The sequence below is a fragment of the Neobacillus drentensis genome, from assembly GCF_036962765.1.
Taxonomy (GTDB): Bacteria; Bacillota; Bacilli; order Bacillales; family Cytobacillaceae; genus Neobacillus; species Neobacillus drentensis_C.
Map to the genome: position 1 here is coordinate 27,777 of NZ_JBALOS010000009.1, position 25,300 is coordinate 53,076.

Below are 25,300 nucleotides of genomic sequence, written 5' to 3' on the forward strand. Positions count from 1 at the left end.
AAGAAAAAATGCATAGAGCGGGCACTATGAGATGTACAGAGTGCCCATGACTACATAATCCTTATTTATAACAACCAAAAAAGACAGCATTTATAAAATCTTTATCATGTTATTGGTCTTTTGGGTTTTCTATCATGTAAAAATAAAATCATCTTTCCAAATCTCGTTGCAAAAGGTAAGACAATGATCGATGTAACTACATTAAAAATGACACTGATATGTGCAAGTTGTACATTTTTTGTATCGGCAAGAAGTGGAGCATTTTCAGTAAGTGTTGGGATTAGTGGGATAAAAAGCAAGACCCCGAATACATTGAGCCAAACATGCGCAAATGCAGCTAATCTCGATTCCTTCCCCCCGCCAATAGAAGCGATAAGAGCGGTAATACATGTACCAATATTCGCACCAAGGACAATAGCTATACCCGCATCTAGCTGCAAGAGTCCAGTTAATAAAAAACTCATTGCAATGCCAGTCATTGCAGTACTTGATTGAATAATAGCTGTTATAATTGTGCCGGTTAACAGGCTTAAAAGAATATGATCATTAATGGAAAGGATGAAATTATTAATATAGTCCATTGATGTTAATGGGACAGCCAGCATCTCGAAGCCTTTCATAGCTGCGAAAACTGAGGATATTCCAAATAGCAGCATCCCGATACTTCTCGCTTTTTTATTTTTTAATAAAATAAGCAGTGCTCCACAAATGGCGAGAGGAACGAGGACTTTATCAATATTAAACGTAATTAATTCTGTTTTAAAGGTTGTACCAATATTTGTACCAAGAATGATCCCAATTGACTGGGGGAATGTCATAATTCTTGCTGAAATTAAGCCGATAGTAATCACCATTACCGCGGTACTGCTTTGTAAAAGAGCAGTAATAAATGTCCCTGTTAGCATCCCTTTTAAGGGAGTACTTGTAAGTTTAATCAGCCAACCCTTTAATTTGTTAGCCGATAAATTAAACAGTGCAAATCGCATAATGGTCATCCCAAAAATAAATAATAAAATGCAAAGAACAAATAATAATATGTATAGCATTATATGGCCCCCCTCGGTTCATTGTATGGTTGTACTAAGAGGGACATGCCAGTTTTTAAGGGAAATAAAAACAAGTATTCATTTATTTGAATAAAAAAATAAAAAGCTTGTTTTATCACCACGAATTTCAGTTGACCTTGTATCAAGGTTATATTATAATTGCAAGGTACATGGATTGAATGTTAGTGTGTTGTGTTTCGGAGGGAGGGAAAGAGAATGTCTAAAACCGTCGTTCGTAAAAACGAATCGCTTGAAGATGCTCTTCGTCGCTTCAAACGTACAGTATCAAAAACTGGTACTTTGCAAGAGGCAAGAAAGCGCGAATTCTATGAAAAGCCAAGTGTAAAACGTAAGAAAAAGTCTGAAGCAGCTAGAAAACGTAAGTTTTAAGAGAGGGTGTAATACATGAGTCTTCTCGAGCGTTTAAATGATGATATGAAACAAGCGATGAGAAACAAGGAAAAAGACAAACTCTCAGTCATTCGGATGGTTAAAGCTTCATTGCAAAATGAAGCTATTAAGCTCGGCACTAAAGAGCTTACCGATGATGTTGAGTTAACAGTCCTTTCTCGCGAAGTAAAACAACGCAAAGACTCCCTCCATGAATTTGGTAAAGCTGGTCGTGATGACCTAGTTGATAAGTTGCGCACGGAATTGGCTATCGTTGAATTATATATGCCAAAACAGCTTTCTGAAGAGGAACTGGCAGAGGTCGTTAAAGAAACGATTTCTGAAGTCGGCGCAAAATCAAAAGCAGAAATGGGAAAAGTGATGTCTGCCATTATGCCTAAAGTAAAGGGTAAAGCAGATGGGGCACTTGTAAATAAACTTGTACAACAACACCTTTCATAGTATTCTGACATAAAGACTGCAAGCCTTTGGCTTGCAGTCTTTTTATATTTTTATAATGAAACTTAATGAAACTTCATACGTAATAATAATAGTCGAGACTAAAGAAAGAAAGGGGGCTCTCGAATGACGGAATTTCTTACTGACCCGATTGTTGTAACCATTTTATTATCGATTGCAGGAATCGGTATCGTACTGGAGCTTTTTTCATCAAAATTCGGTGTAGCAGGGTTTATCGGTGTGATGGCGCTTATTTTTTTCTTTTACGGTCATTTTCAGGCAGGTCTTGCAGGCTATGGGACATTACTATTATTTGTGGCAGGATTGATCCTGCTGTTCCTTGAGTTATTTTTACCTGGGGCTGTCTCCGGCACACTGGGTGCAATCGCATTAATTTTGAGCCTTTTTTTAGCCGGGGAAGATGCCATCCAAATCGGCGTGTCAATCTTAATAGCCATTTTCTTGTCTGTCCTAGTTTTCTTTACAATGGTGAAGATTTTTAACAAAAAATTGGTCCTATTTAATAAAATGGTGTTGTTTGAATCAGCGAAAAAAGAAGATGGATATGTTTCCAATATTAATCGAACAGATTTGTTGGGAATGGAAGGGAAGGCCCTAACGATATTGCGGCCTGCTGGAACCGTTATCATTAATAATGAACGAGTTGATGTAGTCAGTGAAGGCGGTTTTATCGAACAGAACGCTCTCGTTAAAGTGATCAAAGTCGAGGGAGCACGCATTGTGGTAAGAGAGTTAGATTAAGAAGGGGGTTCATATATGTTAGCAGGTAACGGAACTATTTTTATTATTGCCGTTGTAGTAGTTGCCTTAATATTATTGGGGATTTTATTATCATTTGTACCGGTTATGCTTTGGATTTCAGCGCTGGCAGCAGGGGTCCGTATTAGTATCTTTACATTAGTTGGGATGAGGCTTAGAAGGGTAACACCAAGCAGGGTCGTTAATCCCCTCATAAAAGCCCATAAAGCTGGTTTAAATGTAACAACTAATCAACTGGAAAGTCATTATCTTGCCGGCGGTAATGTTGATAGAGTAGTCAATGCTCTCATTGCAGCACACCGCGCGAATATTGAATTATCCTTTGAACGTTGTGCTGCTATCGATTTAGCTGGTCGTGATGTATTAGAAGCAGTGCAGATGAGTGTAAACCCGAAGGTAATTGAGACACCATTTATCGCAGGTGTTGCAATGAATGGGATTGAAGTAAAGGCAAAAGCAAGAATAACGGTACGTGCAAACATTGAGCGACTAGTTGGCGGTGCAGGGGAAGAAACGGTCGTGGCTCGTGTCGGGGAAGGTGTTGTCTCCACAATCGGTTCGTCAGATAGTCATAGCAAGGTGCTGGAGAATCCTGATCTAATTTCCCAAACTGTCCTCTCAAAAGGATTAGATGCGGGAACGGCCTTTGAAATCCTCTCCATCGATATTGCAGATGTAGATATCGGTAAAAATATTGGTGCTGAACTACAAACAGAGCAAGCAGAGGCAGACAAGAAAATTGCTCAAGCGAAAGCAGAAGAGCGGCGGGCCATGGCAGTGGCTCTCGAACAAGAAATGAAGGCCAAAGTTCAAGAGATGAGAGCTAAGGTTGTTGAATCTGAGGCAGAAGTTCCGCTAGCAATGGCTCAAGCACTTAAATCGGGGAATATCGGCGTAATGGATTATATGAACTATAAAAATATTTCAGCAGACACTGAAATGAGGGGTTCTATCGGGAAGCTATCAGGGGACAAAAAAGACGGACAATAATCCACTTTTGGATAGGAAAGGAGTGATGATTATTGGAAAGTTTACTTGTTATGATTGTAATTGGAATTATTTCCGTGTTTTTTGGTAAGTCGAAAAATAAGCAAGGTAAACCTAAAGGTAAGCCTTTTACTAAGGCAACTTTTGAAAACATTCGAACACAGGTAAAAAAACAACTCTCTTATGTTGAAGATAAAAAGTCCAGCCAGATTAAACCGGAGCGCAAAACAGACGTAATTCGAAACAATCTAGATCATATTGAACAGGAATACGTGCAGTTGAAGCAACAATTTGAAGTTAATCGAAACGGAATTACAATGGCTCAGCAAAAGACCGATAATATAAGAGTTAAGGAAGTTCAGGAGGATGAAAACCATTTCTCTTTTAATCCAGATGAAAAGATGCTCCTTAATGGTCTAATTTGGTCTGAAATTCTTGGAGAGCCGCGGTCCAAAAAGCCGTATCGTCCAAGAAACACTAAGTGATAAATCAACCTAGTTAACGAAAAAGGTGTGCTAGAACCCCCTTTCATTTCATAAATATGAGATGAAAGGGGGTTCTTTTTTTATGGCGAAAAAATGGGGCCAACGAGTCCGTAACTGGATGGCTGAAAAAATGGATCTTCCTCAAGATGTCATGATGGATTTACCTCGGATAACGATGATAGGGCAAATTCATGTCTATATCGAGAACCATCGCGGTCTGCTGGTGTTTACAGATAAAGAACTCCGCTTGCTATTAAAGCAAGGGCAGTTATTGATAAAAGGGAAATCATTTGTCATTAAAGCCATTTTACCTGAAGAAATTTTGCTTGAAGGGAAAATTGATCAGGTCATTTATATAAATGATAATCCGGGAGGAACAGAATGAATAACCAGTGGATCGAATTTTTTTATGGCAGAGTTACCGTTAAAGTATCAGGCAAGGGGACTGAACGATTTATTAATGTTCTTACAAGAAATGATTTTCCAATCTGGAATATTAAACGTCATGGCACCGAGACGATCACATTTAATATGAGGCTTAAAGATGCCAAGAGTATCCGGCATTATGCAAGAAAAAGTGGATGTTCCATATCCTTTTTACGAAGGAACGGAGGGCCTTTTTTAATTCGAAGAATGCTAAAAAATAGCGGCTTTTTAGCGGGGGCCGGCCTTTTCTTGTTACTATTAATGTTTCTATCCAATGTTATCTGGGGGATAGAAATAAAAGGGGCAAAACCAGCGACTGAGTACCAGATACGTAAAGAATTGGACAAGATGGGTGTAAAAATAGGAAAGCTGCAGTTTTTTGTTGATAATGTGGAAGGGATTCAACGGCGGTTGACTAATAATGTTGGAGACTTAACATGGGTTGGTGTGGAGTTAAAAGGGACAACCTTCCACCTCCAAGTAGTCGAAAAAAATGAGCCCAAAAAGCCGGAGAAATTATCACCGAGGAATCTGATTGCCAAAAAGAAAGCGGTAATTGTGAATATGTATATAGAAAATGGTCAAAAAATGGTGGATATTAATGATCACGTCGAAGCGGGGCAGCTCCTTGTCTCAGGTGCATTTGGTCAAGAAGAAAATCCGGAATTGGTTGCCGCTAAGGGGGAAGTATGGGGAGAAACGTGGTATAAAAGTCACGTAGAACTTCCGTTAGTAACCAACTTTAAAGTTTATAACGGCAAAGAAAAGGAAAAGCATTTTATTGTTATCGGTAATCTTGAAATCCCTGTTTGGGGATTTGGAAAGCCTGAATTCAGTAACTATGAAACAGAAACGAATGTTCATAAGGTTCATTTCTTGAAGTGGGAATTGCCAATTTCTTATCTCAATAAGACCCTCCGCGAACGGGAAGATGTGAAGCGAACCTATACGATTCAGGAGGCACAACAAATTGCGATAGAACTTGCAAAAAAACAAATAAATGGCCGTTTAGATGAAGATGCTATCATTAAGGATGAAAAAATTTTACACAAAGCAAATAAAGATGGTAAAGTTATACTGGATATTCATTTTAAGGTAATTGAAAATATTGCGGTCGGACAACCGATTTCCAAGGAGACTAGTGAATGACAGAAAAGTTAACTACCATAAGTGTACAGCTTGAAAATCCAGCAGAAGCAATTAGTTTGCTAGGCAATTCTGATTCCAATTTAAAAATTATTGAGCAGGAGCTAGGTGTCACTGTTATTACTCGTGGTGAGGCTGTTAGTTTGTCAGGGGATGAAGAAAAAGTATTCCTGGCAAGTCAGATCCTGAATAAATTAATGATGGTGATCCGTAAAGGGATAAATATCAGCCAAAGAGATGTCCTATATGCCGTCCAAATGGCGAATGCTGGGACATTAGAATATTTCGTCAATTTATATGAAGAAGAAATCGGCAAAAATGTTAAAGGAAAGACTATTCGAATAAAGACACTAGGTCAAAGACAATATGTCATGGCAATAAAGAAAACTGACCTTGTATTTGGGATAGGTCCAGCAGGAACAGGTAAAACCTATTTAGCAGTTGTGATGGCTGTTAATGCTCTCAAAAATGGCCAGGTGAATAAAATAATCTTAACGAGACCAGCTGTGGAGGCGGGGGAAAGTCTTGGGTTTTTACCAGGGGACTTAAAGGAAAAAGTGGATCCATATTTACGGCCATTATACGATGCTCTCCATGATGTATTAGGGGCAGAGCATACACAACGGTTAATGGAACGAGGGACAATTGAAATTGCCCCTCTTGCCTACATGAGGGGACGGACATTGGATGATGCTTTTGTCATACTTGATGAGGCGCAAAATACAACACATGCACAAATGAAAATGTTTTTAACGAGACTTGGCTTCGGTTCCAAAATGGTTATAACGGGTGATCAGACACAAATTGATTTGCCAAAAGGAGCAAAATCGGGATTGGTTGCAGCAGATGCGATTTTAAAAAATGTCAACGGTATTTCTTTTATCTTTTTAGAACAAACAGATGTGGTTCGTCATCCACTCGTTGGCAGAATTATTGAGGCTTATGAAAAGAAAACCATTCAACCATAACAAGAGGGGTAGACCTATTTAAAGGTTTACCTCTTTTTTGCTAAGGCTATTTTCGCATAGATTGTTTTTTTTCGTATAAGTTCANNNNTTCGTGGCATCTTTTCGTAAGAACAATTGCGAAAATTGCCTAGAAACTTAATAAATGACCCTTATTAAGCTTCTAAAGCAACAAAGTTTACGAAACGAGCCTTTGCTAATGTAGGTGCTTCACACAAATCTTCTCCTAAAGAAGATGAAACTTCTTCGAAAAACTGTTATCATTTTACATGAAGCAAGAACAGTGAAAATATGACAATTTTTGAGAAATGAGTTATGTTCAATATGAATCTTTTTTAGAAGGGCAGTGCTTGGAGGGATATAGTTGGGTAAACTTCAGCAATACTTCATACGGATACGTAAACTGCTGGATATATCTTTTTTTCTAGTTCTATTTTTTATTGTGTTAGGTACTGTGTTAATTGCTGCGATGTATAGTAATGTGAAACCTGAGAAATTAGATTTAAGTCTGTTTTCCGTTGCAGAAAAAACCATTCGATCACCAGGGACAGTCGAAGATAAGAAAAGTACAGAAAATAAGCGTAAGGACGCTCTCGACCAGGTACAGGACGTCTATACATTAAAAAAAGAGTACACCCAAAATCGAGTGGATTTAATTAGCTCTATTTTTCAAGCAACTGTTGAAATGAATGATGAAATCGAAGAAGAAATTAAAAAGCATGCTGAGCTAGTTACCGATGAAAATCCTGCAAAAACGGAGCCGAGTGATTCAGAAAAAATTAGTCGTTTAAAAGCAAAATTAACACCAAATGTATCCAAGGCACTTTCTGAACAGGTTTTCGTTGCTTTAGTACAAGCCAGTAATGATGAATTGTCGATTGCAAAGGATTTAACCGTTACGGCCATCAATAATGTAATGGCACAACGAATTTCTGCAGATGAAGTGGAGAATGCCAAAAAACGGGTAGAGGAAGAATTAAAATATACGACTTTAAATGATAATTTAAGAAATGGTGTCATTGAATTAGGCAGGTATGCTATTATTCAAAATGAATTTTATGACCCGAATGCAACGGAGGAACTACGACAGCAAGCTGTAGAAAGTGTGGAGCCAGCCAAAATCCTACAGGGGCAAATCATTGTCGAAGAGGGCGAATTAATTAACCAGGATATTTATCGACAATTAAAGTTAGTCGGCCTCCTAGATACTGAGAGACCGTTCAAACCTTTTATTGGATTAATTGTGCTAGTAACGATCATTCTATCAGCTATCTATTTTTATTTTTCTCATATAAAATTGCTCCCAGAAAAAAGGCAGACAGACTTGTTGTTGTTTGGGATCATTTTCATTCTAACGATCCTAATTATGAAAATCATCAGTATGCTGCAAATTTTTAATTATGCAGGAATTGGCTATCTATACCCTGCTGCTTTAGGTGGGATGCTAATAAAGATATTAATTGATGAAAAACTTGCAACGCTAATGTCAATAATCATGGCGGTTTGCGGCAGCATCTTATTTAATGAAGGTGTTACAGGGACTTTAAATTTTTCAGAGGGCATTTATATTCTGTTCAGTTCATTAGCGGGTATCCTATTCTTAAGTAATCAAAATCGCCGTTCGAAGATATTGCAAGCGGGCACCTTTGCGGCTCTGGTAAATCTACTGACGATATTAGCCTTAATGTATTTACCAAATGGACACTTCTCTGGAATTGAGTATGGATATTATCTCATTACAGCACTTGTTTCAGGGATCGGTTCAGCTGTATTAACGATTGGACTCCTGCCATTTTTTGAGGCAAGTTTTGGGATTTTGTCAACCATGAAGCTAATAGAACTTTCTAATCCAAATCATCCATTGCTTAGAAAGATTTTAATGGAGGCACCAGGTACATATCACCATAGTGTAATGGTCGCAAATTTAGCGGAATCAGCTTGTGAAGCTATCGGGGCTAATGGGCTTTTAGCCAGAGTAGGAAGCTATTATCATGATATCGGAAAAACGAAACGTCCTAACTTTTATATTGAAAACCAAATGCATCTTGAGAATCCTCATGATCGCCTCCCGCCTGATAAAAGTGCGAATATTATTATAGCTCATGTCACAGATGGTGCGGCAATTTTAAAAAAATACCATATGCCGAAAGAAATTATCGAAATCGCAGAACAGCATCACGGTACTACATTGTTAAAATTCTTTTATCACAAAGCTGTTCAAGCTGATAGTGAAGTTAAGGAAGAAGACTATCGTTACCCTGGACCCAAGGCGAAAACAAAAGAGTCAGCCGTTGTTGGAATTGCAGATAGTGTGGAAGCAGCTGTTCGCTCACTATCCCAGCCGACCCCTGAGTTAATTGAATCGCTGGTCAAGAAAATTGTTTCAGATCGTCTTCAAGATGGACAATTAAACGAATGTGATCTCACCATGAGAGAAATTGAAACTGTATCGGAAGCTTTATGTGAAACCTTAAAAGGGATTTTTCACTCGAGAATTGAGTATCCAGAAATGATAAAGAAGGTGAAGCAAGCATGACATTACTAATCGATTGTATCGACGAAACCGAACAACTTACAGAAGAACAAATGCTTGAAATCGAAAGAATCATTAACTTTGCTGCGAAGAAACAGAATGTGGAACAGCATAGTGAAGTGTCGGTCACATTTGTTTCAAATGAAAGAATACAGGAGATTAACCGAGAATACCGTGATAAAGACAAGCCAACCGATGTTATTTCGTTTGCTATGGAAGAACTGGGGGAAGGTGAAGTGGAACTAGTAGGCGCTGATATGCCGCGTGTTCTGGGTGATATTATTATCTCTGTACCTAAAGCGATGGAGCAGGCTGAAGAATATGGCCATTCTTTTTTACGAGAACTAGGTTTTCTGGCTGTACATGGATTCTTGCATCTTCTCGGTTTTGATCATATGACAGAAAAAGAAGAGAAAGAAATGTTTACACTACAGAAAGAAATTTTAGTTGAATATGGACTTAAACGATAAACAGTCACGTTTAGGGTTTTTAACGTCATTTTCCTATGCCATCGCGGGGATCTCCACTGCCCTAAAGTCCGAGAAAAATATGCGCTTCCATTTCTATAGCTCGATTGTTGTTTTACTTATCTCGTATTATTTTTCAATCACTAAAATGGAGTGGTTATTTATCCTCTTTGCTATAGGGGGAATGTTTGCGTTGGAAATGGTCAATACAGCGATTGAACAAGTTGTGGATCTCGTTACAGGAGAGTATCATCCTTATGCAAAACAGGCAAAAGATTTGGCTGCAGGGGCCGTATTTATTTATGCCATTCTTGCAGTCATCATTGGGATCGTTGTTTTTTTACCCTATGTTCTAGAGCTTTTTTAAGGCAGTGTATATGTGCTTTGACCGTAATTTGAAATGGAATTGCGAATTAGGTAAAATGACTTATCAACCCAAAAATGAGGACAGGTTGATTTATGAGAAAATTCTAACTTTTTGATTTTTTTTGACTTTGGGTAATGATTTTCAATGAATTTTGAGGTAAAATAAAGAAACAGCAGATTCCTGCTTGAAGGGAAGAACACTAGTGAACATCGAACACCTAATTGAAGAAGCCAAAAGGGCAAGAGAAAAAGCCTATGCTCCATACTCCAAGTTCGGAGTAGGAGCTGCATTATTAACAAAGGATGGAAAAGTATATCATGGCTGTAATATAGAAAATGCTGCATATAGTATGTGTAACTGTGCAGAGCGTACTGCCTTATTTAAAGCCTATTCAGAGGGAGATAAGGATTTTAAAATGCTTGCAGTAGTTGCAGATACAGACCGCCCTTGCTCCCCATGTGGTGCTTGCAGGCAAGTAATTTCAGAATTATGCTCCAAAGATATGACGGTTATTCTTACAAATTTAAAAGGGGATATTTTAGAATTAACTGTTGAAGATTTATTGCCTGGAGCTTTTACACCGGAGGATCTTCATGTTAAATAATGAGAACTCAAACAAAGGTTATAAGTCAGGTTTTATTTCAATTATTGGCCGGCCAAATGTAGGGAAATCCACATATCTGAATCGCGTAATTGGCCAAAAAATTGCGATTATGAGTGATAAGGCGCAAACCACTCGTAATAAAATCCAAGGCGTGTTAACTGTAGATGATGCCCAGATGATTTTTATTGATACACCAGGTATTCATAAACCAAAACATAAACTTGGCGATTTTATGATGAAGGTTGCAGTGAATACACTAAAAGAGGTAGATTTAATCTTATTTATGGTAAATGCAGAAGAAGGATTTGGCCGTGGCGAAGAATTTATTCTTGAAAAATTTCAAACAGTAAATACACCAATCTTTCTTGTCATTAATAAAATTGATCAAGTCCATCCTGACAAGTTATTGCCAATTATTGAATCATATCAAGAAAAATATCCGTTTAAAGAAATTGTGCCAATTTCAGCACTAGAAGGAAATAATGTGGAACGATTGCTTGAACAGATTAAGTCTTTCTTGCCAGAGGGCCCGCAATACTATCCTGCAGACCAAGTAACAGATCATCCGGAACGCTTTATTATTACCGAATTAATAAGGGAAAAAGCTCTTCACTTAACCCGAGAAGAAATTCCCCATTCTTTAGCTGTCGTTCTAGATAAAATGGAACGTCGTGAGGGGAAAGATATGATTGATGTCATGGCAACAGTAATTGTTGAACGTGATTCACAAAAAGGAATCATTATTGGCAAGCAAGGCAGCATGTTAAAAGAAATCGGTAAGCGTGCACGAGCAGATATTGAGAATCTATTGGGATCAAAAGTGTACTTAGAGTTATGGGTAAAAGTGCAAAAAGATTGGCGCAACAAGATGTCCCAGCTTCGAGATTATGGTTTCAATGAAGATGAATATTGATTAAAATTGGCTTGCTACAGCACCCAGCCCCTCTATGGTCTAAGCCACTCCTTGAAGAAGGCAAAAGCGCCCTCTTGCAGGGTGCGTCTTATGCTTGTCGGGGCTGACTAAGGCGCTTCCGCTTTTCTTTTAACCCTAACTAAAATATTACCGTTTATTTTAAATTATGCATGGACAACATTAACAAATATTTTGACTTATGATTTTTGCGCTGGCAGGCTATGATAATTGTAAGGTTTGGGACCGAATGACAGCTAGTCTAAATATGAAAGGTGGGGTTTTCGATGATGGATTTTACGTGGAAAGTATTCCTCCAAACAGGTAATATTGACACATATCTTCTCATTAAAGAATTAGAGAAGGAAAACCAAGAAATACCCGGAAATCTGAATGATGAGCTAGCACAAATCGATTTTCCCGTTTCATAAGTTTGTCTTCGTGCTACTTTAGAAGGTGACAATAATGCTTCAGAAGTGTGAAGGCATCGTTATTAGAACAACAGATTATGGTGAAACTAATAAAATTGTGACTTTATATACTAGGGAATGGGGAAAGGTTGGAGTAATGGCTCGTGGTGCCAAAAAGCCTAATAGCCGCCTTTCCTCCATTACACAGCTTTTTACTCATGGTTATTTTTTAATTGCAAGAGGATCTGGCTTAGGGAGCTTGCAGCAGGGAGAAACAGCATCTTCCTTGCGATCGATTGGTGAAGACATTTTTTTAACGGCATATGCTAGTTATATTGTCGAATTAACCGATAAATGTACGGAAGAAAAAAAACCAAATCCTTTTCATTTTGAATTACTTTTTCAAACATTAAATTTTTTGAATGAAGGATATGACCCTGATATTCTCATGAATATTTATGAGATGAAAATGTTAAATGTGATGGGTTTAAACCCGATCTTAAATCAATGTTCCGTTTGCGGAAGCACAGACGGACATTTTTCATTTTCGATTCGCGAAGGCGGGTTTATTTGTCATCGTTGTCTAGATAAAGATCCATATCATCTTAAAATATCAGCATCTGCGGTAAAATTATTAAGGGTATTTTATTATTTTGATCTTTCAAGGTTAGGAAATATTTCTGTTAAAGAAGAGACGAAGGCGGAACTTAAAAAGGTTATTACTGCCTACTATGAAGAGTATTCAGGTTTGCATCTTAAATCCAAGAAGTTTCTTAATTCTATGGATAAATTTCGTAATCTCTTATGATCCTCTTGTTGACAATGTTTGGAGTTTTCGTTATTATTTTCTTTAATAAAGGCTCTTTTAGTAAACTTGTTACTCAGGGAGTTTAATAAGGGTGATTTACTAGTTTTTAGGCGATTTTCGCAAATGTTTTTACGAAAAGTTGCCATGAAGCATCTAGTTATAATGATTGATGAACTGTGTGTAAATAGTCTAAATTAAATAATTGCAGTGACGGAGAAGAGTACTTAGTATCCCTCTATAAAAGCGAACCTAGGGTGGTGAAAGCTAGGGTATAGAGCACTAAGAAAGGCGTTCCTGAGCAATCTTTGTGTTAAATAACACAATAAAAGAGGCTGCTTTTTTAGCAGCAAATAGGGTGGAACCGCGGGTAACTCTCGTCCCTATGCTAATCTAGCATAGGAACGGGAGTTTTTTTGTTTTTGGCACCCTGTTGATTGGAGCGGAAATCAACAGGCAAGTTCAACAAAGCCTTGTTTTTAATAAACTTTATATAAAGGAGCAATTTCAATGAGTGTAACAATGGAACAAATCGTTTCACATGCAAAACACAGAGGATTTATTTTTCCGGGTTCAGAAATTTACGGAGGGCTTGCCAATACTTGGGATTATGGACCGCTAGGTGTTGAATTCAAAAATAATATTAAGCAGGCATGGTGGAAAAAATTCGTCCAAGAGTCCCCCTATAATGTGGGTCTAGATGCTAGTATCTTGATGAATCCGCGTACTTGGGAAGCGTCAGGACATATTGGTAACTTTAATGATCCAATGATTGATTGTAAAAATTGTAAAGCCCGTCATCGTGCCGATAAATTAATCGAAAATGCTTTAGATGAAAAGGGTATTGAAATGGTTGTTGATGGCTTACCATTTGAAAAAATGGAAGAGTTGGTAAAAGAGCATAATATCGCCTGCCCAGATTGTGGCAGCCATGACTTTACTGGAATTCGTCAGTTCAATTTAATGTTCAAAACTTTCCAAGGCGTGACAGAATCTAGTACAAATGAAATTTTCCTTCGCCCTGAAACAGCACAAGGTATTTTTGTGAATTTTAAAAATGTACAGCGGACCATGAGAAAGAAAATGCCATTTGGTATCGCTCAAATCGGTAAAAGTTTCCGAAATGAAATTACCCCGGGGAATTTCACGTTCCGAACAAGAGAATTTGAACAAATGGAACTTGAATTTTTCTGTAAGCCTGGCGAGGAACTGAAATGGTTTGACTATTGGAAGCAATTTGCTGAAGAATGGTTAATGTCATTAGGCCTAACAACAGAGAATTTACGACTTCGTGACCACTCCGAAGATGAATTATCCCATTACAGTAACGCGACAACTGATTTTGAGTATAAGTTTCCGTTCGGTTGGGGTGAACTATGGGGAGTTGCATCCAGAACGGATTATGACTTGAAGCAGCATATGGAGTATTCAGGTGAGGACTTCCACTATCTTGATCCTGAAACAAATGAAAAGTATGTCCCTTATTGTATTGAACCATCTTTAGGAGCAGATCGAGTTACGTTAGCATTCTTAATTGATGCCTATGATGAAGAACAGCTAGAGGATGGAACATCAAGAACAGTCATGCATTTCCACCCTGCATTAGCGCCGTTTAAAGCAGCCGTCCTTCCGTTATCAAAGAAATTGTCTGATGAAGCTCGTGAAGTTTTCGCGTCATTAGCGAAACATTTCTCGGTGGATTTTGACGAATCAGGTTCAATTGGAAAACGCTATCGTCGTCATGATGAAATTGGTACACCGTTCTGTATCACCTATGACTTCGACTCTAAAGAAGACAATATGGTTACAGTCCGAGACCGTGATACAATGGAACAAAAACGGATCCCAATAGTTGAACTAGTTAGCTTTTTACAAGAAAAAATGATGTTTTAATTGAAAACTCGCCAGTTGGCGAGTTTTCTTAATAGATTCCTTAGTATATAATATTCCTAATAAAGTATAGCCTTTGAAGGCAAAATCCCTTCTAAATAGTAGGCTGTGTTAACGGTTATTGTTGTTAGATTGGCCATGTTGATTGGAGCGAAAGGTGTGACTCCTGCGGGGGTACGGTGCTGGGGAGACCCCACAGGCGCTAAGCGCTGAGGAGGCTGCCCGTGCCGCCCGCAAACCGCACTCGCCTGGAGCGTTAATCAACATACAGGTATAACACAGCCAAATGGTAAATAAAAAGGTGGTGTGAACAATCGAACTGACCAAACGGCAAGAACATATATTGCAAATTGTCAAAGAAAATGGGCCAATTACGGGGGAACATATTGCAGAGCAATTAAGCTTGACCAGGGCAACATTGAGGCCGGATCTTGCTATTTTAACGATGGCAGGTTATTTGGATGCAAGACCGCGTGTTGGGTATTTTTATACCGGGAAATCAGGGGCACAGCTTTTAACCGAAAATTTACAAAAGATATACGTAAAAGATTATCAATCTATTCCTGTTGTTGTGAATGAAAATATCTCCGTCTATGATGCAATCTGTACAATGTTCCTCGAGGATGTGGGTACATTATTCGTAGTAGATCAAAACACCATTCTTGTTGGAGTATTATCTAGAAAAGATTTGCTCCGAGCAAGTATAGGTAAACAAGAACTGACTACCATTCCTGTTAATATTATTATGACTAGAATGCCTAATATCACAATGTGCGAACGGGAAGATTTATTAATTGATATCGCTAAAAAATTAATTGAAAAACAAATCGATGCCCTTCCAGTGGTTCGGAAAACAGAAAATGGTTTTGAGGTAATCGGCAGAATAACGAAAACAAACATTACAAAAGCATTTGTTGCATTAGGCAATGAGTAACAAGATTACGAGTAGAGGGGTTGTTGAGGGAGAATGAGTTTGCCAATTATATATGTTGTATCCGATTCAGTGGGGGAAACGGCTGAATTAGTTACGAAAGCTGCAATAAGTCAATTCAATGGCTCAGGAATGGCATTAAAAAGATTCCCTTATGTTGAGGATAAGGAACATATTGATGAGGTTCTTTCACTTGTTTTATTGGATAAAGCAATGGTTGCATTTACACTTGTCAAACCTGATATGCGTACATATATCAAGAGAAGAGCAGAAGAAGAAGGGATTCTTGCTGTTGATCTAATAGGTCCTATTATGGATCAGATTCAACAGTTTAGTGGAAAAACACCTTTATGTGAACCAGGCCTTGTTCGAAAACTAGACGAAGATTATTTCAAAAAAGTGGAAGCAATCGAATTTGCTGTAAAATATGATGATGGTCGTGACCCGAGAGGAATATTAAAAGCAGATATTGTTTTAATAGGGGTATCCAGGACTTCAAAGACACCACTTTCGCAGTATCTAGCTCATAAACGATTAAAGGTGGCCAATGTTCCACTGGTACCTGAAGTGGACCCTCCAGAAGAACTTTATAGGGTTCCAAGCGAGAAATGCTTTGGTTTGAAAATAAGTCCTGAAAAGTTAAATAATATTAGGCGGGAACGATTAATTTCATTAGGTTTAAATGATAAGGCAAGTTATGCAACGCTTGACAGGATAAAGGAAGAGTTAATCTTTTTTGAAAAAATAGTCAATAAAATAAATTGCCCGGTTATTGATGTTACCAATAAAGCGGTAGAAGAAACGGCTAATGTTATCTTAAATTATATTCAAAAAGGGAGAGTGTAGCACATAATCATCTGATTATGTGTTTTCTTCTGATAGATAGTGGAATAATAATGATAAAAAGTTATGGTAAAATGATAATAAATGTACTATAATAAAAAATTGTGATAAAAATATATCTTTTTAGGTTTAGACTTGCTTATGAACGAATAAACTATTTATTGTTAGATGTCAAGGGTACCCCCTAAAAAGAATTCGACATAAACCCTTTTACAAAAGTTAATTGTTAAAGAAGGAATATGCGGAGTGATGTAGAATTAATACTTATGTAAAAGGCAATCCGACTAGATATGTCGATGCAGATTCATGTCCGGTTAAAGCGGAGATTGTCGAAATTGCATTGGAGTATAGTGTCCGTGTACTTTTTGCTGCCTCCTGCGATCATCATATGAAAGAAGAAAATTCTACATATGCAGACAAACTGGAAATATGTTGACGCTGGGAAGGAAGCTGCCGATTTATTCATTATGAATCATGCGGTGAAAGGGGATATAACAATTACGCAGGATATTGGACTGGCATCCACTTTACTGCTTAAGATGTTCAAGTTTTATCACCAAAGGGGATATTCTTTGAGGAAAAAGGAATACCAACTGCCCTGGACTCATGTTTTTTTAATTCAAAGGCTAGGAAAAGGGCCAAAACCCTTTCAACCCGAAGATCGAAGAAGAGTTAAGACAGAATTAACAAAAATTTTGTCGAAATTTGCAGGAATTTAAAGAGTGCCTGCCGAATACCTGATAGTACAAATGGAGTTGTTTTCATGGCAGAGCGTATTGCCGAAGAAAAGATTAATCAAATTCGTCAGGCTGTTGATATTGTCGAAGTAATCAGCGATTATGTTCAACTGAAGAAACAGGGGCGAAATTACTTCGGATTATGTCCATTCCATGGAGAAAGTACCCCATCATTTTCTGTATCAATTGATAAACAAATTTACCATTGCTTTGGCTGTGGCGCAGGCGGTAATATTTTTTCTTTTTTAATGGAATTGGAAGGCATCTCATTCCAAGAAGCAGCCATTAAACTAGCTGCGAAGGCAAATATTGACCTTGAAATTCGTGTATCTAGCGGATACGGTGAGAAAAAGGTTTCAGAAGAACACCAAGCTTTTTTAGGAGCCCATGAGCTATTACAGAAATTTTACCATCATTTGCTAGTAAATACAAAAGAAGGTCAGCATGCTTTGGAGTATCTGCTAAGCAGAGGCTTTACCCGAGAATCCATTGATAAGTTCCAAATTGGGTATTCTTTAAATTCATGGGATTATGTTTTTAAATTTCTTTCTAAACGAGATTTCCCGCCAGAATGGATGGAGAAAGCCGGTTTAATTATCAAACGGGAAAGGGATGGGACTTATTTCGATCGATTTAGAGATCGAATTATGTTTCCGATTTTTGACCGAAACGGCAATACGATTGCTTTTTCAGGGAGATCACTGGGGGCCGAAGAGCCAAAATACTTAAATAGCCCTGAAACGCCAATCTTTAATAAAAGTAAAATTTTATACAACTACCATAATGCGAAGCCAATTTTAAAAAAATCGCAATATGCTGTTTTATTTGAGGGATTTGCAGATGTAATTTCCGCAGATCGCTCAGGTGTGGAAAATGGGATAGCCACGATGGGGACTTCCTTGACAGATGAACATATAGCCCTCTTACGGCAAAGTGTCCAATCCGTAACGATTTGCTACGATTCTGATAAGGCGGGAATTGAGGCAGCGTTTCGTGCAGGAAATCATCTTACCAATGCCGGCTTTCAAGTAAAGGTTTCGATGATGCCTGATGGAATGGACCCTGATGAATATATTAAAAAGAATGGCCCAGAAAAATTCCGTAACGAGGTTATCGGTGCAAGTCTAACATGGATGGCATTTAAATTTCTTTATTTTCGCAGAGGTAAAAATCTGCAACTTGAAGGAGATAGGCTTGCATATATCGAAGTGATAATTAAGGAAATCAGCATGTTGGATAAAGCCGTTGAAAGGGATCACTATTTGCGGCAGTTAGCAGCTGAATTTTCGCTCTCATTGGATGCTTTAAAACAGCAGCAGAAGGAGATATTCTTCGCAGATAAAAGAAAGTCATCAGGGAATAAGCAAAATGTTAATAAGCCTGTTTTAATCCCAAAGCAAGATAATAAACTTAAGCCTGCACATTACACCGCAGAAAGACGATTAATTGCTCACATGTTAAAGGATCGAGATGTGGCGTATAAAGTACAGGATTTAATGCAAGGAAATACGTTTAATATTGATGAACATCAGGCAATAATAACCTATCTATTAGCATTTTATGAAGATCATTTCCAACCTGATTCAAGTGCATTTTTGTCCTATATTCAAGATGATAATCTCAGAAGAATGGTTGCAAACATTGAAATGATGTCCATAAACGATGAGTTAACCAATCAAGAATTAACTGATTATATCAAACAGGTGTTGAATTATCAAAAATTGTTAAAGATAAAAGAAAAAGAAGTGGAACAAAAAGAAGCAGAGCGACAGAGTGATCTACCTAAAGCTGCTGCAATTGCAATGGAAATCATTCAATTGCGTAAATCTCTATAGATTCCATTTTTACTGTCTTTGATTTCTGGAAGGAGGGGGACATATGGCTGCTGAAAAATCAGCCCGTTCAAAAGAAGTGGAAAATGAATTCACTTTTGAACAAGTGAAAGACCAGTTAACGGCACTGGGTAAAAAAACCGGCGTCCTTGCCTATGATGATATTGCTGAGAAATTAGCTAATTATGATTTAGATTCTCACCAAATGGAAGAATTTTTTGAGTTCCTTGGTGATCAAGGTATTGAACTAGTTGGTGATAGTGATGAGGAAGATCCAAATCCAAAGCAATTAGCAAAAGGTGATGATGATGAATTTGATCTAAATGATCTTAGCGTCCCTCCAGGTGTTAAGATTAATGATCCAGTTCGTATGTACCTAAAAGAAATTGGCCGGGTTGACCTGCTTTCCGCAGACGAGGAAAAGAAACTGGCGCTGCGCATTGAACAGGGCGACGAAGAAGCAAAACGCCGTCTTGCAGAGGCAAACCTAAGGCTGGTTGTTAGTATTGCCAAGCGGTATGTCGGCCGAGGCATGTTATTCCTTGATCTTATCCAGGAAGGAAATATGGGATTAATTAAGGCCGTTGAAAAATTCGATTATCAAAAAGGGTTCAAGTTTAGTACCTATGCAACATGGTGGATTCGTCAAGCCATTACACGTGCAATTGCTGACCAAGCAAGGACTATCCGTATTCCAGTGCATATGGTTGAAACCATTAATAAACTAATTCGTGTTCAGCGTCAGTTACTTCAGGATCTTGGCCGTGAACCAACGCCAGAAGAAATTGGTGAAGATATGGATCTAACACCTGATAAGGTTAGGGAAATTTTAAAAATTGCCCAAGAACCAGTATCCCTTGAAACTCCAATTGGTGAAGAAGATGATTCCCATCTTGGTGATTTTATTGAAGATCAAGATGCAACCTCACCTTCAGAACATGCAGCTTATGAATTATTAAAAGAGCAGCTTGAAGATGTACTAGATACACTGACTGACAGGGAAGAAAATGTCCTTCGCCTGCGTTTTGGACTGGATGATGGCCGAACTCGTACACTTGAAGAGGTAGGTAAAGTCTTCGGTGTTACACGTGAACGTATCCGACAAATTGAAGCAAAAGCGTTGCGGAAATTACGCCACCCTAGCCGCAGTAAACGTTTAAAAGATTTCTTAGAATAAAATATCTAATAATAAATAGTTTACTTCATATCATGAAGTAAGCTATTTTTTTTGGATTAATCATATGACAAACCAAGTAATTTTCAATTTGGAAATGTAAGCACTTACTGTATTTGACTCCATTTTACTGAATTGTCTCTCATTTTGCAAATAGACTAGAGTAATTCCTAACATGGTTTTTGACGTTTTATTTTTGTGGAAAAAGGATGGAATTGGTTTTCCATTATCAAGGTAGTGAAATTATATTATATGTTCGTTACTTTTATTTTAATAATAACTATACCCAAATAATAGATTATATTTAAAAAATTCAAAGTATTGAGAATTGAAGATAAATCCTCTTATAATAGAAAAGAAAGCGCATTCAAAGGTTTTGATAAGGGGGATGAGCATGAATTTTGATTTAACTTCTGAACAAGATATGATCAAACGGACCATGCGTCAGTTTGCGGATGAGGAAGTTGCGCCTAGTGCGATTGAGCGTGACCGAACAAAAAAATTTCCAGTTGAAATATTTAAGAAATTAGCTGAAATGGGAATTATGGGACTGCCTTTTCCAGAAGAATATGGCGGAGGAGGAGCAGATACGGTTTGCTTTGCGATTGTAACTGAAGAATTAAGCAGAGTATGCGGTTCGACGGGAATCACCTATTCTGCCCATATTTCTTTAGGAGGTGCACCGCTGCATTTATTTGGCACCAAGGAGCAAAAGTTAAAATACCTGACGCCAATTTGTACTGGGGAATCCCTTGGTGCTTTTGGCCTTACAGAGCCTAATGCTGGATCAGATGCTGGCGGGACTAGAACTTCTGCCCGTGAAGAAAATGGTATGTTTGTCATAAACGGAAACAAATGTTTTATTACGAATGCAAGTTTTGCCCAACATCTTTCTTTGACTGCTGTGACGGGTGAGAAGGACGGAAATAATGAAATAAGTGCTATTATTGTTCCGACAAATGCTCGGGGGTTCACCATTATTGATAACTATGAAAAAATGGGCTTAAATTCATCTAATACAACGGAATTAGTGTTAGAGGATGTACAAGTGCCAGTTGAGAACCTTTTAGGAAAGCGTGGAGAGGGTTTTAAACAGTTTTTAATTACACTGGATGGTGGTCGTATAGGAATTGGTGCAATGGCAGTAGGCATTGCTCAGGGTGCCTATGAAAAAGCTCTATCCTATGCAAAGGAAAGACGGCAGTTTGGAAAGTCTATTTCGTCCTTCCAAGCAATACAGTTTAAACTTGCGGACATGGCGATGAAAATTGAATTAGCTCGGAATATGGTGTATAAAGCAGCGTGGTTAAAGGATCAAGGTAGACCATTTTCCAAGGAATCGGCGATGTGTAAACTCTACGCATCAGAAATTTGCATGGAAGTAACCAATCAGGCTGTTCAAATTCATGGCGGTTATGGATATATGAAGGAATATCATGTAGAGAGAATGATGAGGGATGCCAAGTTGCTTGAAATTGGTGAAGGTACATCGGAAGTACAAAGAATGGTCATTTCAAGATTAATTGGGTGTTAAAAAAATAAAATAGCAAAAGATAAGAACAGGCTAAATAGATATTTTAGACTAATTTAGCCTGTTTTCTTTTTTTTCGTAAGATTATAGTGATAAAATAAGTTTAGGGCTTTTCCTTCTGTTCTTTTTCAAGTAAAATAGTAGTTGTTTGTAGACTATTTTCATATTTACTCACGTTCGTACATAAGGGAGGTTATATCATGAAACGAAATCCGGTTATTCCTTACGTTCTCATCATGGTTTTTGGAATTGCGATTATGTTAATTTTGTCTTTCAAAGGTCTTGGTGATATGAAAGAAATTGCGAAGGATAAAGGGGAAGGCACTGAGAAAACTGAGGTTGCCGCATCAAAGCCAGAAGACATTTATAAGCAATCTTGTATTGGCTGTCATGGCGATCAGTATCAAGGGGTAGTAGGACCAACACTAAAAGGTGTAGGGAGCAAGTATTCTAAAGAACAGCTAATGACCTTTGTAACAAAAGGTAAGGGTACTGGCATGCCACCAGGTCTTGTTAAAGAAGAACAAGCAGCAGCAATGGCAGACTGGTTAGCAACTCTTAAATAATTGAAAAGCGGAAGTGCTCGTTTAACTTTCGTATCTTTTAGAGAAAGTCCTTTGCATCTGTAAAGGACTTTTTTTATACTATATTAATTACATATAAAAGTGGTGGTAGGATTGAATACAGATAAATTATCAGCTAGGTTAGCAGCGGTTGCAAAGTATGTCCCAAATGGGGCAAGGCTTGCGGATATAGGTTCAGACCATGCTTATTTACCTTGTTTCTTAGCAAAAAACGAGGGATTATCATTTGCAGTAGCAGGTGAAGTAGCAACAGGTCCATACCAATCTGCCGGAAGAAATGTATTAGCAGAAGGGTTAGCTGAAATCATTTCCGTGAGAATGGGAGATGGTCTCGAGGTTATAGGTGAAGGAGAAGTCGACTGTATTACTATCGCTGGAATGGGCGGAGCCTTAATAGCAAGTATATTAGAAAATGGAAAAGAGAAGTTGTCCTCGGTCAAACGTCTGGTGTTACAGCCTAATATTAGTGCAATTTCAATTAGGAAATGGTTTATTGATAACAATTGGGAGCTCATTGCTGAAGAAATTCTCGAAGAAGATGGGAAAATTTACGAAATTTTAATAGGGGAAAAGGGCGATCCCTATAAGCCGTATAGTTCAAATCAAGAATTAGGGCTTTTAGTAGGTCCGTTCCTTGTTCAAGAACAGGGTACAACCTTTAAGAAAAAATGGATGGCTGAAATGAACAATTGGGAACGTATTTATGCCGCACTCGAAAATGCAGCCCAATCCCCTGAAACACTTGAAAAGAAACAAGAAATAATCGGCAAAATTACGCTTGTAAAGGAGGCGTTAACAAATGAAGATTCCAAATGGACATGAAGTCATTCAACTGTTTGAACAGTTTTCGCCCAAAGGTTTTGCAATGGAGGGTGATAAGATTGGATTACAAATCGGCCGTTTAAATAAAAAAGTTGAACGAATCATGATTGCACTCGATGTCCTTGAAAATGTGATTGATGAGGCCATTGAAAAAAATGTTCAACTTATTATCGCCCATCATCCACTTATTTACCGCCCCCTAAAGAATTTGTTAACCGATACCGTTCAGGGGAAAATGATTGAAAAATTATTAGTACACGATATTGCAGTTTATGCAGCACACACTAATCTTGATGTAGCAAAAGGAGGCGTGAATGACCTTCTAGCAGAAGCACTTGAGCTAAAAGATACCGAAGTATTAGTTCCTACAGTAGATACAAAGCTAAAGAAATTAGTGGTTTTTGTTCCAGCTAGTCACGCAGAAACAATCAGAAACGTTCTCGGTAATGCAGGTGCAGGGTTTATTGGGAACTACAGCCATTGTTCATTTTCAAGCAATGGAACGGGTCGATTTTTGCCAGGAGAAAATACCAATCCATTTATTGGTGAGGCAGGCCGGTTAGAAGAAGTGGATGAAGTGAGACTTGAGACTATTGTTCCTGAGCCCATTCTAAAAAAGACGATTACTGCTATGATCAAAGCGCATCCATATGAAGAAGTGGCCTATGATGTCTATCCGCTAGAGAACAAGGGAGAAGTGCTCGGTCTAGGCCGAATCGGGAAAGTTCATGAAATGACATTAGGAGAATTTGCGGAAAAAGTGAAGCAGGCACTGGAAGTCTCCCATGTCCGTGTGATTGGAGATTTATCTGCAAAGGTTAAAAAGGTGGCAGTATTAGGCGGGGATGGTAATAAATATTTCATGAATGCCAAGTATCAAGGGGCAGATGTATATGTTACGGGGGATATTTACTATCATACCGCACATGAAGCTGCGATGCAGGGCTTGAATATGATTGATCCAGGTCATAATGTTGAAAAAGTTATGAAAAAAGGTGTAACGGCAATATTGCAAAAGATGTGCCAAGATTCAGGTTTTACCGTTGAGATCTTTCCATCTGAAGAAAATACCAATCCATTCCAATTTTTGTAAAACGAAAAGAACCGGTCATAGAGACTCGGTTCTTTTCGTTTTTACTCAGATTTTTTTACTTTTGGCAGGATTCTACTTAATTGAACCTTTTTACGACGTTCCCATGTAGCTTCATTATGTGGGTCAAATTGCTCAAGGAAGGTAATAACTTCTTTTGTTATAGGTGTTGGAGTAGAAGCACCTGATGTGACAGCAACATTTTTTGCATCTTTAATCCATTCAATTTCTAACTCGGTAATATCAGCAATCCGATACGCTTTGGTTCCGGCAATTTCCTCTGAAACTTGAGCGAGCCGATTAGAATTATTACTCTTTGGATCACCAACGACAATCGTTACATCTGCTTCTGGTGCTTGTTCTGCAACGGCTTCTTGGCGAATTTGGGTTGCATGGCAAATTTCATTATAGACTTCGACCTGTGGAAATTTTTCCTGAACTTTCTTCATCGTATCGGCAACATCCCATTGACTCATTGTGGTTTGATTTGTCACAAGCAGCTTGTCACTGTCAACCGTTAATGCTTCAACATCCTGTGGCGTTTCAACCAAGTGAACGAGACTAGGTGCAACACCAATGGCTCCCTCAGGCTCTGGATGTCCCTTTTTTCCGATATAGATGACTTGGTAGCCCAGTTTTGTTTTTTCTTCAATGAGATCATGGGTTCGTGTTACATCAGGACATGTTGCGTCTATTGTTACAAGCCCTTTCTTTTTAGCTAACTCTCTAACTTCTGGAGAAATTCCATGGGCAGTAAAGATAACTGTTCCTGAATCCACTTTATCGAGTATATCTTTGCGATTTTTCCCATCTAAGGTAATAATCCCTTCTTCTTCGAATGCATCAGTAACATGTTTATTATGAACGATCATCCCTAAAATATAGATAGGGCGAGGTAATGTTTTATCTAAAGCAGCATTTCGAGCAATGACCATTGCATCAACCACACCATAGCAATAACCTCGTGGTGAAATTTTGATGATTTGCATATTAAAAAGTCCCCCTAAAAAAGACATTGATTCATAGTTTTATGTATTTATTATATAAAACTAATAGATATAATACAAAGATACATTTTTCCTTAAC

27 protein-coding genes and 1 other annotated feature are annotated in these 25,300 nt (G+C 38.1%); of the genes, 25 read left to right on the forward strand and 2 right to left on the reverse strand.

Annotated elements, in window-relative coordinates; genetic code table 11:
• Positions 1 to 104 precede the first annotated feature (104 nt).
• Positions 105 to 1,046: a Na/Pi symporter gene (locus tag V7137_RS02240; RefSeq protein ID WP_335696558.1), complete on the reverse strand. Its 942-nt coding sequence runs from the start codon at positions 1,044 to 1,046 to the stop codon at positions 105 to 107.
• 216 nt (positions 1,047 to 1,262) lie between these two features.
• On the opposite strand from V7137_RS02240, the gene rpsU reads away from it, so the two are divergent.
• The 25 genes from rpsU to V7137_RS02365 all read left to right on the forward strand — a co-directional run bounded on the left by rpsU (position 1,263) and on the right by V7137_RS02365 (position 24,217).
• Entirely contained in the window at positions 1,263 to 1,436 is a 174-nt protein-coding gene (rpsU, locus tag V7137_RS02245; protein WP_007087607.1) for a 30S ribosomal protein S21, read from the forward strand.
• A gap of 15 nt (positions 1,437 to 1,451) precedes the next feature.
• Positions 1,452 to 1,898, forward strand: coding sequence for a GatB/YqeY domain-containing protein (locus tag V7137_RS02250; RefSeq protein ID WP_335696559.1), 447 nt, complete (start codon positions 1,452 to 1,454; stop codon positions 1,896 to 1,898).
• Positions 1,899 to 2,021: 123 nt separating this feature from the next.
• Positions 2,022 to 2,657, forward strand: a complete 636-nt coding sequence (locus V7137_RS02255) for an NfeD family protein (RefSeq protein WP_335696560.1) — start codon at positions 2,022 to 2,024, stop codon at positions 2,655 to 2,657.
• A gap of 15 nt (positions 2,658 to 2,672) precedes the next feature.
• The gene (gene floA, locus V7137_RS02260; RefSeq protein ID WP_335696561.1) at positions 2,673 to 3,665 is read left to right on the forward strand and encodes a flotillin-like protein FloA; all 993 of its coding nucleotides are present in this window, start codon (positions 2,673 to 2,675) and stop codon (positions 3,663 to 3,665) included.
• A 32-nt stretch (positions 3,666 to 3,697) separates the two neighbouring features.
• Entirely contained in the window at positions 3,698 to 4,147 is a 450-nt protein-coding gene (locus V7137_RS02265) for a hypothetical protein (RefSeq protein WP_335696562.1), read from the forward strand.
• A gap of 82 nt (positions 4,148 to 4,229) precedes the next feature.
• Positions 4,230 to 4,532 (forward strand): sporulation protein YqfC, encoded by a 303-nt coding sequence (yqfC, locus tag V7137_RS02270; RefSeq protein WP_218349527.1) that lies wholly within the window; start codon positions 4,230 to 4,232, stop codon positions 4,530 to 4,532.
• Positions 4,529 to 5,722, forward strand: a complete 1,194-nt coding sequence (gene yqfD, locus V7137_RS02275) for a sporulation protein YqfD (RefSeq protein ID WP_335696563.1) — start codon at positions 4,529 to 4,531, stop codon at positions 5,720 to 5,722. The genes yqfC and yqfD overlap by 4 nt, the downstream gene beginning before the upstream one ends.
• Positions 5,719 to 6,687, forward strand: coding sequence for a PhoH family protein (locus V7137_RS02280; protein ID WP_335696564.1), 969 nt, complete (start codon positions 5,719 to 5,721; stop codon positions 6,685 to 6,687). Before yqfD ends, V7137_RS02280 begins: the two co-directional genes overlap by 4 nt.
• 361 nt (positions 6,688 to 7,048) lie before the next feature.
• The gene (locus V7137_RS02285; protein ID WP_335696565.1) at positions 7,049 to 9,220 is read left to right on the forward strand and encodes an HD family phosphohydrolase; all 2,172 of its coding nucleotides are present in this window, start codon (positions 7,049 to 7,051) and stop codon (positions 9,218 to 9,220) included.
• Positions 9,217 to 9,687 carry an rRNA maturation RNase YbeY gene (ybeY, locus tag V7137_RS02290; RefSeq protein ID WP_335696566.1) on the forward strand — a complete coding sequence of 157 codons (471 nt, stop codon included), beginning with the start codon at positions 9,217 to 9,219 and terminating at the stop codon, positions 9,685 to 9,687. The genes V7137_RS02285 and ybeY overlap by 4 nt, the downstream gene beginning before the upstream one ends.
• Positions 9,671 to 10,051, forward strand: coding sequence for a diacylglycerol kinase family protein (locus V7137_RS02295; protein ID WP_335696606.1), 381 nt, complete (start codon positions 9,671 to 9,673; stop codon positions 10,049 to 10,051). Before ybeY ends, V7137_RS02295 begins: the two co-directional genes overlap by 17 nt.
• Positions 10,052 to 10,253: 202 nt before the next feature.
• Positions 10,254 to 10,655: a cytidine deaminase gene (locus V7137_RS02300; protein WP_335696567.1), complete on the forward strand. Its 402-nt coding sequence runs from the start codon at positions 10,254 to 10,256 to the stop codon at positions 10,653 to 10,655.
• Complete coding sequence (gene era / locus V7137_RS02305; RefSeq protein ID WP_335696568.1) at positions 10,645 to 11,568, forward strand: GTPase Era; 924 nt, start codon at positions 10,645 to 10,647, stop codon at positions 11,566 to 11,568. Before V7137_RS02300 ends, era begins: the two co-directional genes overlap by 11 nt.
• Before the next feature lie 284 nt (positions 11,569 to 11,852).
• Positions 11,853 to 11,996: a YqzL family protein gene (locus V7137_RS02310; RefSeq protein ID WP_066257674.1), complete on the forward strand. Its 144-nt coding sequence runs from the start codon at positions 11,853 to 11,855 to the stop codon at positions 11,994 to 11,996.
• Between the two features lie 34 nt (positions 11,997 to 12,030).
• On the forward strand, positions 12,031 to 12,783 hold the full coding sequence (recO, locus tag V7137_RS02315; RefSeq protein ID WP_218349519.1) for a DNA repair protein RecO: 753 nt from the start codon (positions 12,031 to 12,033) through the stop codon (positions 12,781 to 12,783).
• 198 nt (positions 12,784 to 12,981) lie between these two features.
• Positions 12,982 to 13,168: a binding site (T-box leader), on the forward strand.
• A gap of 122 nt (positions 13,169 to 13,290) precedes the next feature.
• Complete coding sequence (locus tag V7137_RS02320; RefSeq protein ID WP_335696569.1) at positions 13,291 to 14,673, forward strand: glycine--tRNA ligase; 1,383 nt, start codon at positions 13,291 to 13,293, stop codon at positions 14,671 to 14,673.
• 310 nt (positions 14,674 to 14,983) lie between these two features.
• On the forward strand, positions 14,984 to 15,604 hold the full coding sequence (locus tag V7137_RS02325) for a helix-turn-helix transcriptional regulator (RefSeq protein ID WP_308128829.1): 621 nt from the start codon (positions 14,984 to 14,986) through the stop codon (positions 15,602 to 15,604).
• A gap of 33 nt (positions 15,605 to 15,637) precedes the next feature.
• Positions 15,638 to 16,447 (forward strand): pyruvate, water dikinase regulatory protein, encoded by an 810-nt coding sequence (locus V7137_RS02330; RefSeq protein ID WP_335696570.1) that lies wholly within the window; start codon positions 15,638 to 15,640, stop codon positions 16,445 to 16,447.
• 464 nt (positions 16,448 to 16,911) lie between these two features.
• On the forward strand, positions 16,912 to 17,163 hold the full coding sequence (locus V7137_RS02335; protein WP_335696607.1) for a DUF188 domain-containing protein: 252 nt from the start codon (positions 16,912 to 16,914) through the stop codon (positions 17,161 to 17,163).
• A gap of 44 nt (positions 17,164 to 17,207) precedes the next feature.
• Positions 17,208 to 19,016 (forward strand): DNA primase, encoded by a 1,809-nt coding sequence (gene dnaG, locus V7137_RS02340; protein ID WP_335696571.1) that lies wholly within the window; start codon positions 17,208 to 17,210, stop codon positions 19,014 to 19,016.
• A gap of 43 nt (positions 19,017 to 19,059) precedes the next feature.
• A complete protein-coding gene (gene rpoD, locus V7137_RS02345; protein ID WP_218349513.1) occupies positions 19,060 to 20,190 on the forward strand; it encodes an RNA polymerase sigma factor RpoD in 1,131 nt (376 codons plus the stop codon).
• Positions 20,191 to 20,581: 391 nt separating this feature from the next.
• On the forward strand, positions 20,582 to 21,721 hold the full coding sequence (locus V7137_RS02350) for an acyl-CoA dehydrogenase family protein (RefSeq protein ID WP_335696572.1): 1,140 nt from the start codon (positions 20,582 to 20,584) through the stop codon (positions 21,719 to 21,721).
• A 197-nt stretch (positions 21,722 to 21,918) separates the two neighbouring features.
• Entirely contained in the window at positions 21,919 to 22,284 is a 366-nt protein-coding gene (gene cccA / locus V7137_RS02355; protein ID WP_335696573.1) for a cytochrome c550, read from the forward strand.
• A 111-nt stretch (positions 22,285 to 22,395) separates the two neighbouring features.
• A complete protein-coding gene (locus tag V7137_RS02360; RefSeq protein ID WP_335696574.1) occupies positions 22,396 to 23,124 on the forward strand; it encodes a tRNA (adenine(22)-N(1))-methyltransferase in 729 nt (242 codons plus the stop codon).
• On the forward strand, positions 23,102 to 24,217 hold the full coding sequence (locus V7137_RS02365) for a Nif3-like dinuclear metal center hexameric protein (RefSeq protein ID WP_335696575.1): 1,116 nt from the start codon (positions 23,102 to 23,104) through the stop codon (positions 24,215 to 24,217). The genes V7137_RS02360 and V7137_RS02365 overlap by 23 nt, the downstream gene beginning before the upstream one ends.
• A 41-nt stretch (positions 24,218 to 24,258) precedes the next feature.
• Here V7137_RS02365 and V7137_RS02370 read toward each other — a convergent pair whose 3' ends face one another.
• The gene (locus V7137_RS02370; RefSeq protein WP_335696576.1) at positions 24,259 to 25,203 is read right to left on the reverse strand and encodes a 4-hydroxy-3-methylbut-2-enyl diphosphate reductase; all 945 of its coding nucleotides are present in this window, start codon (positions 25,201 to 25,203) and stop codon (positions 24,259 to 24,261) included.
• Between the last annotated feature and the right edge of the window lie 97 nt (positions 25,204 to 25,300).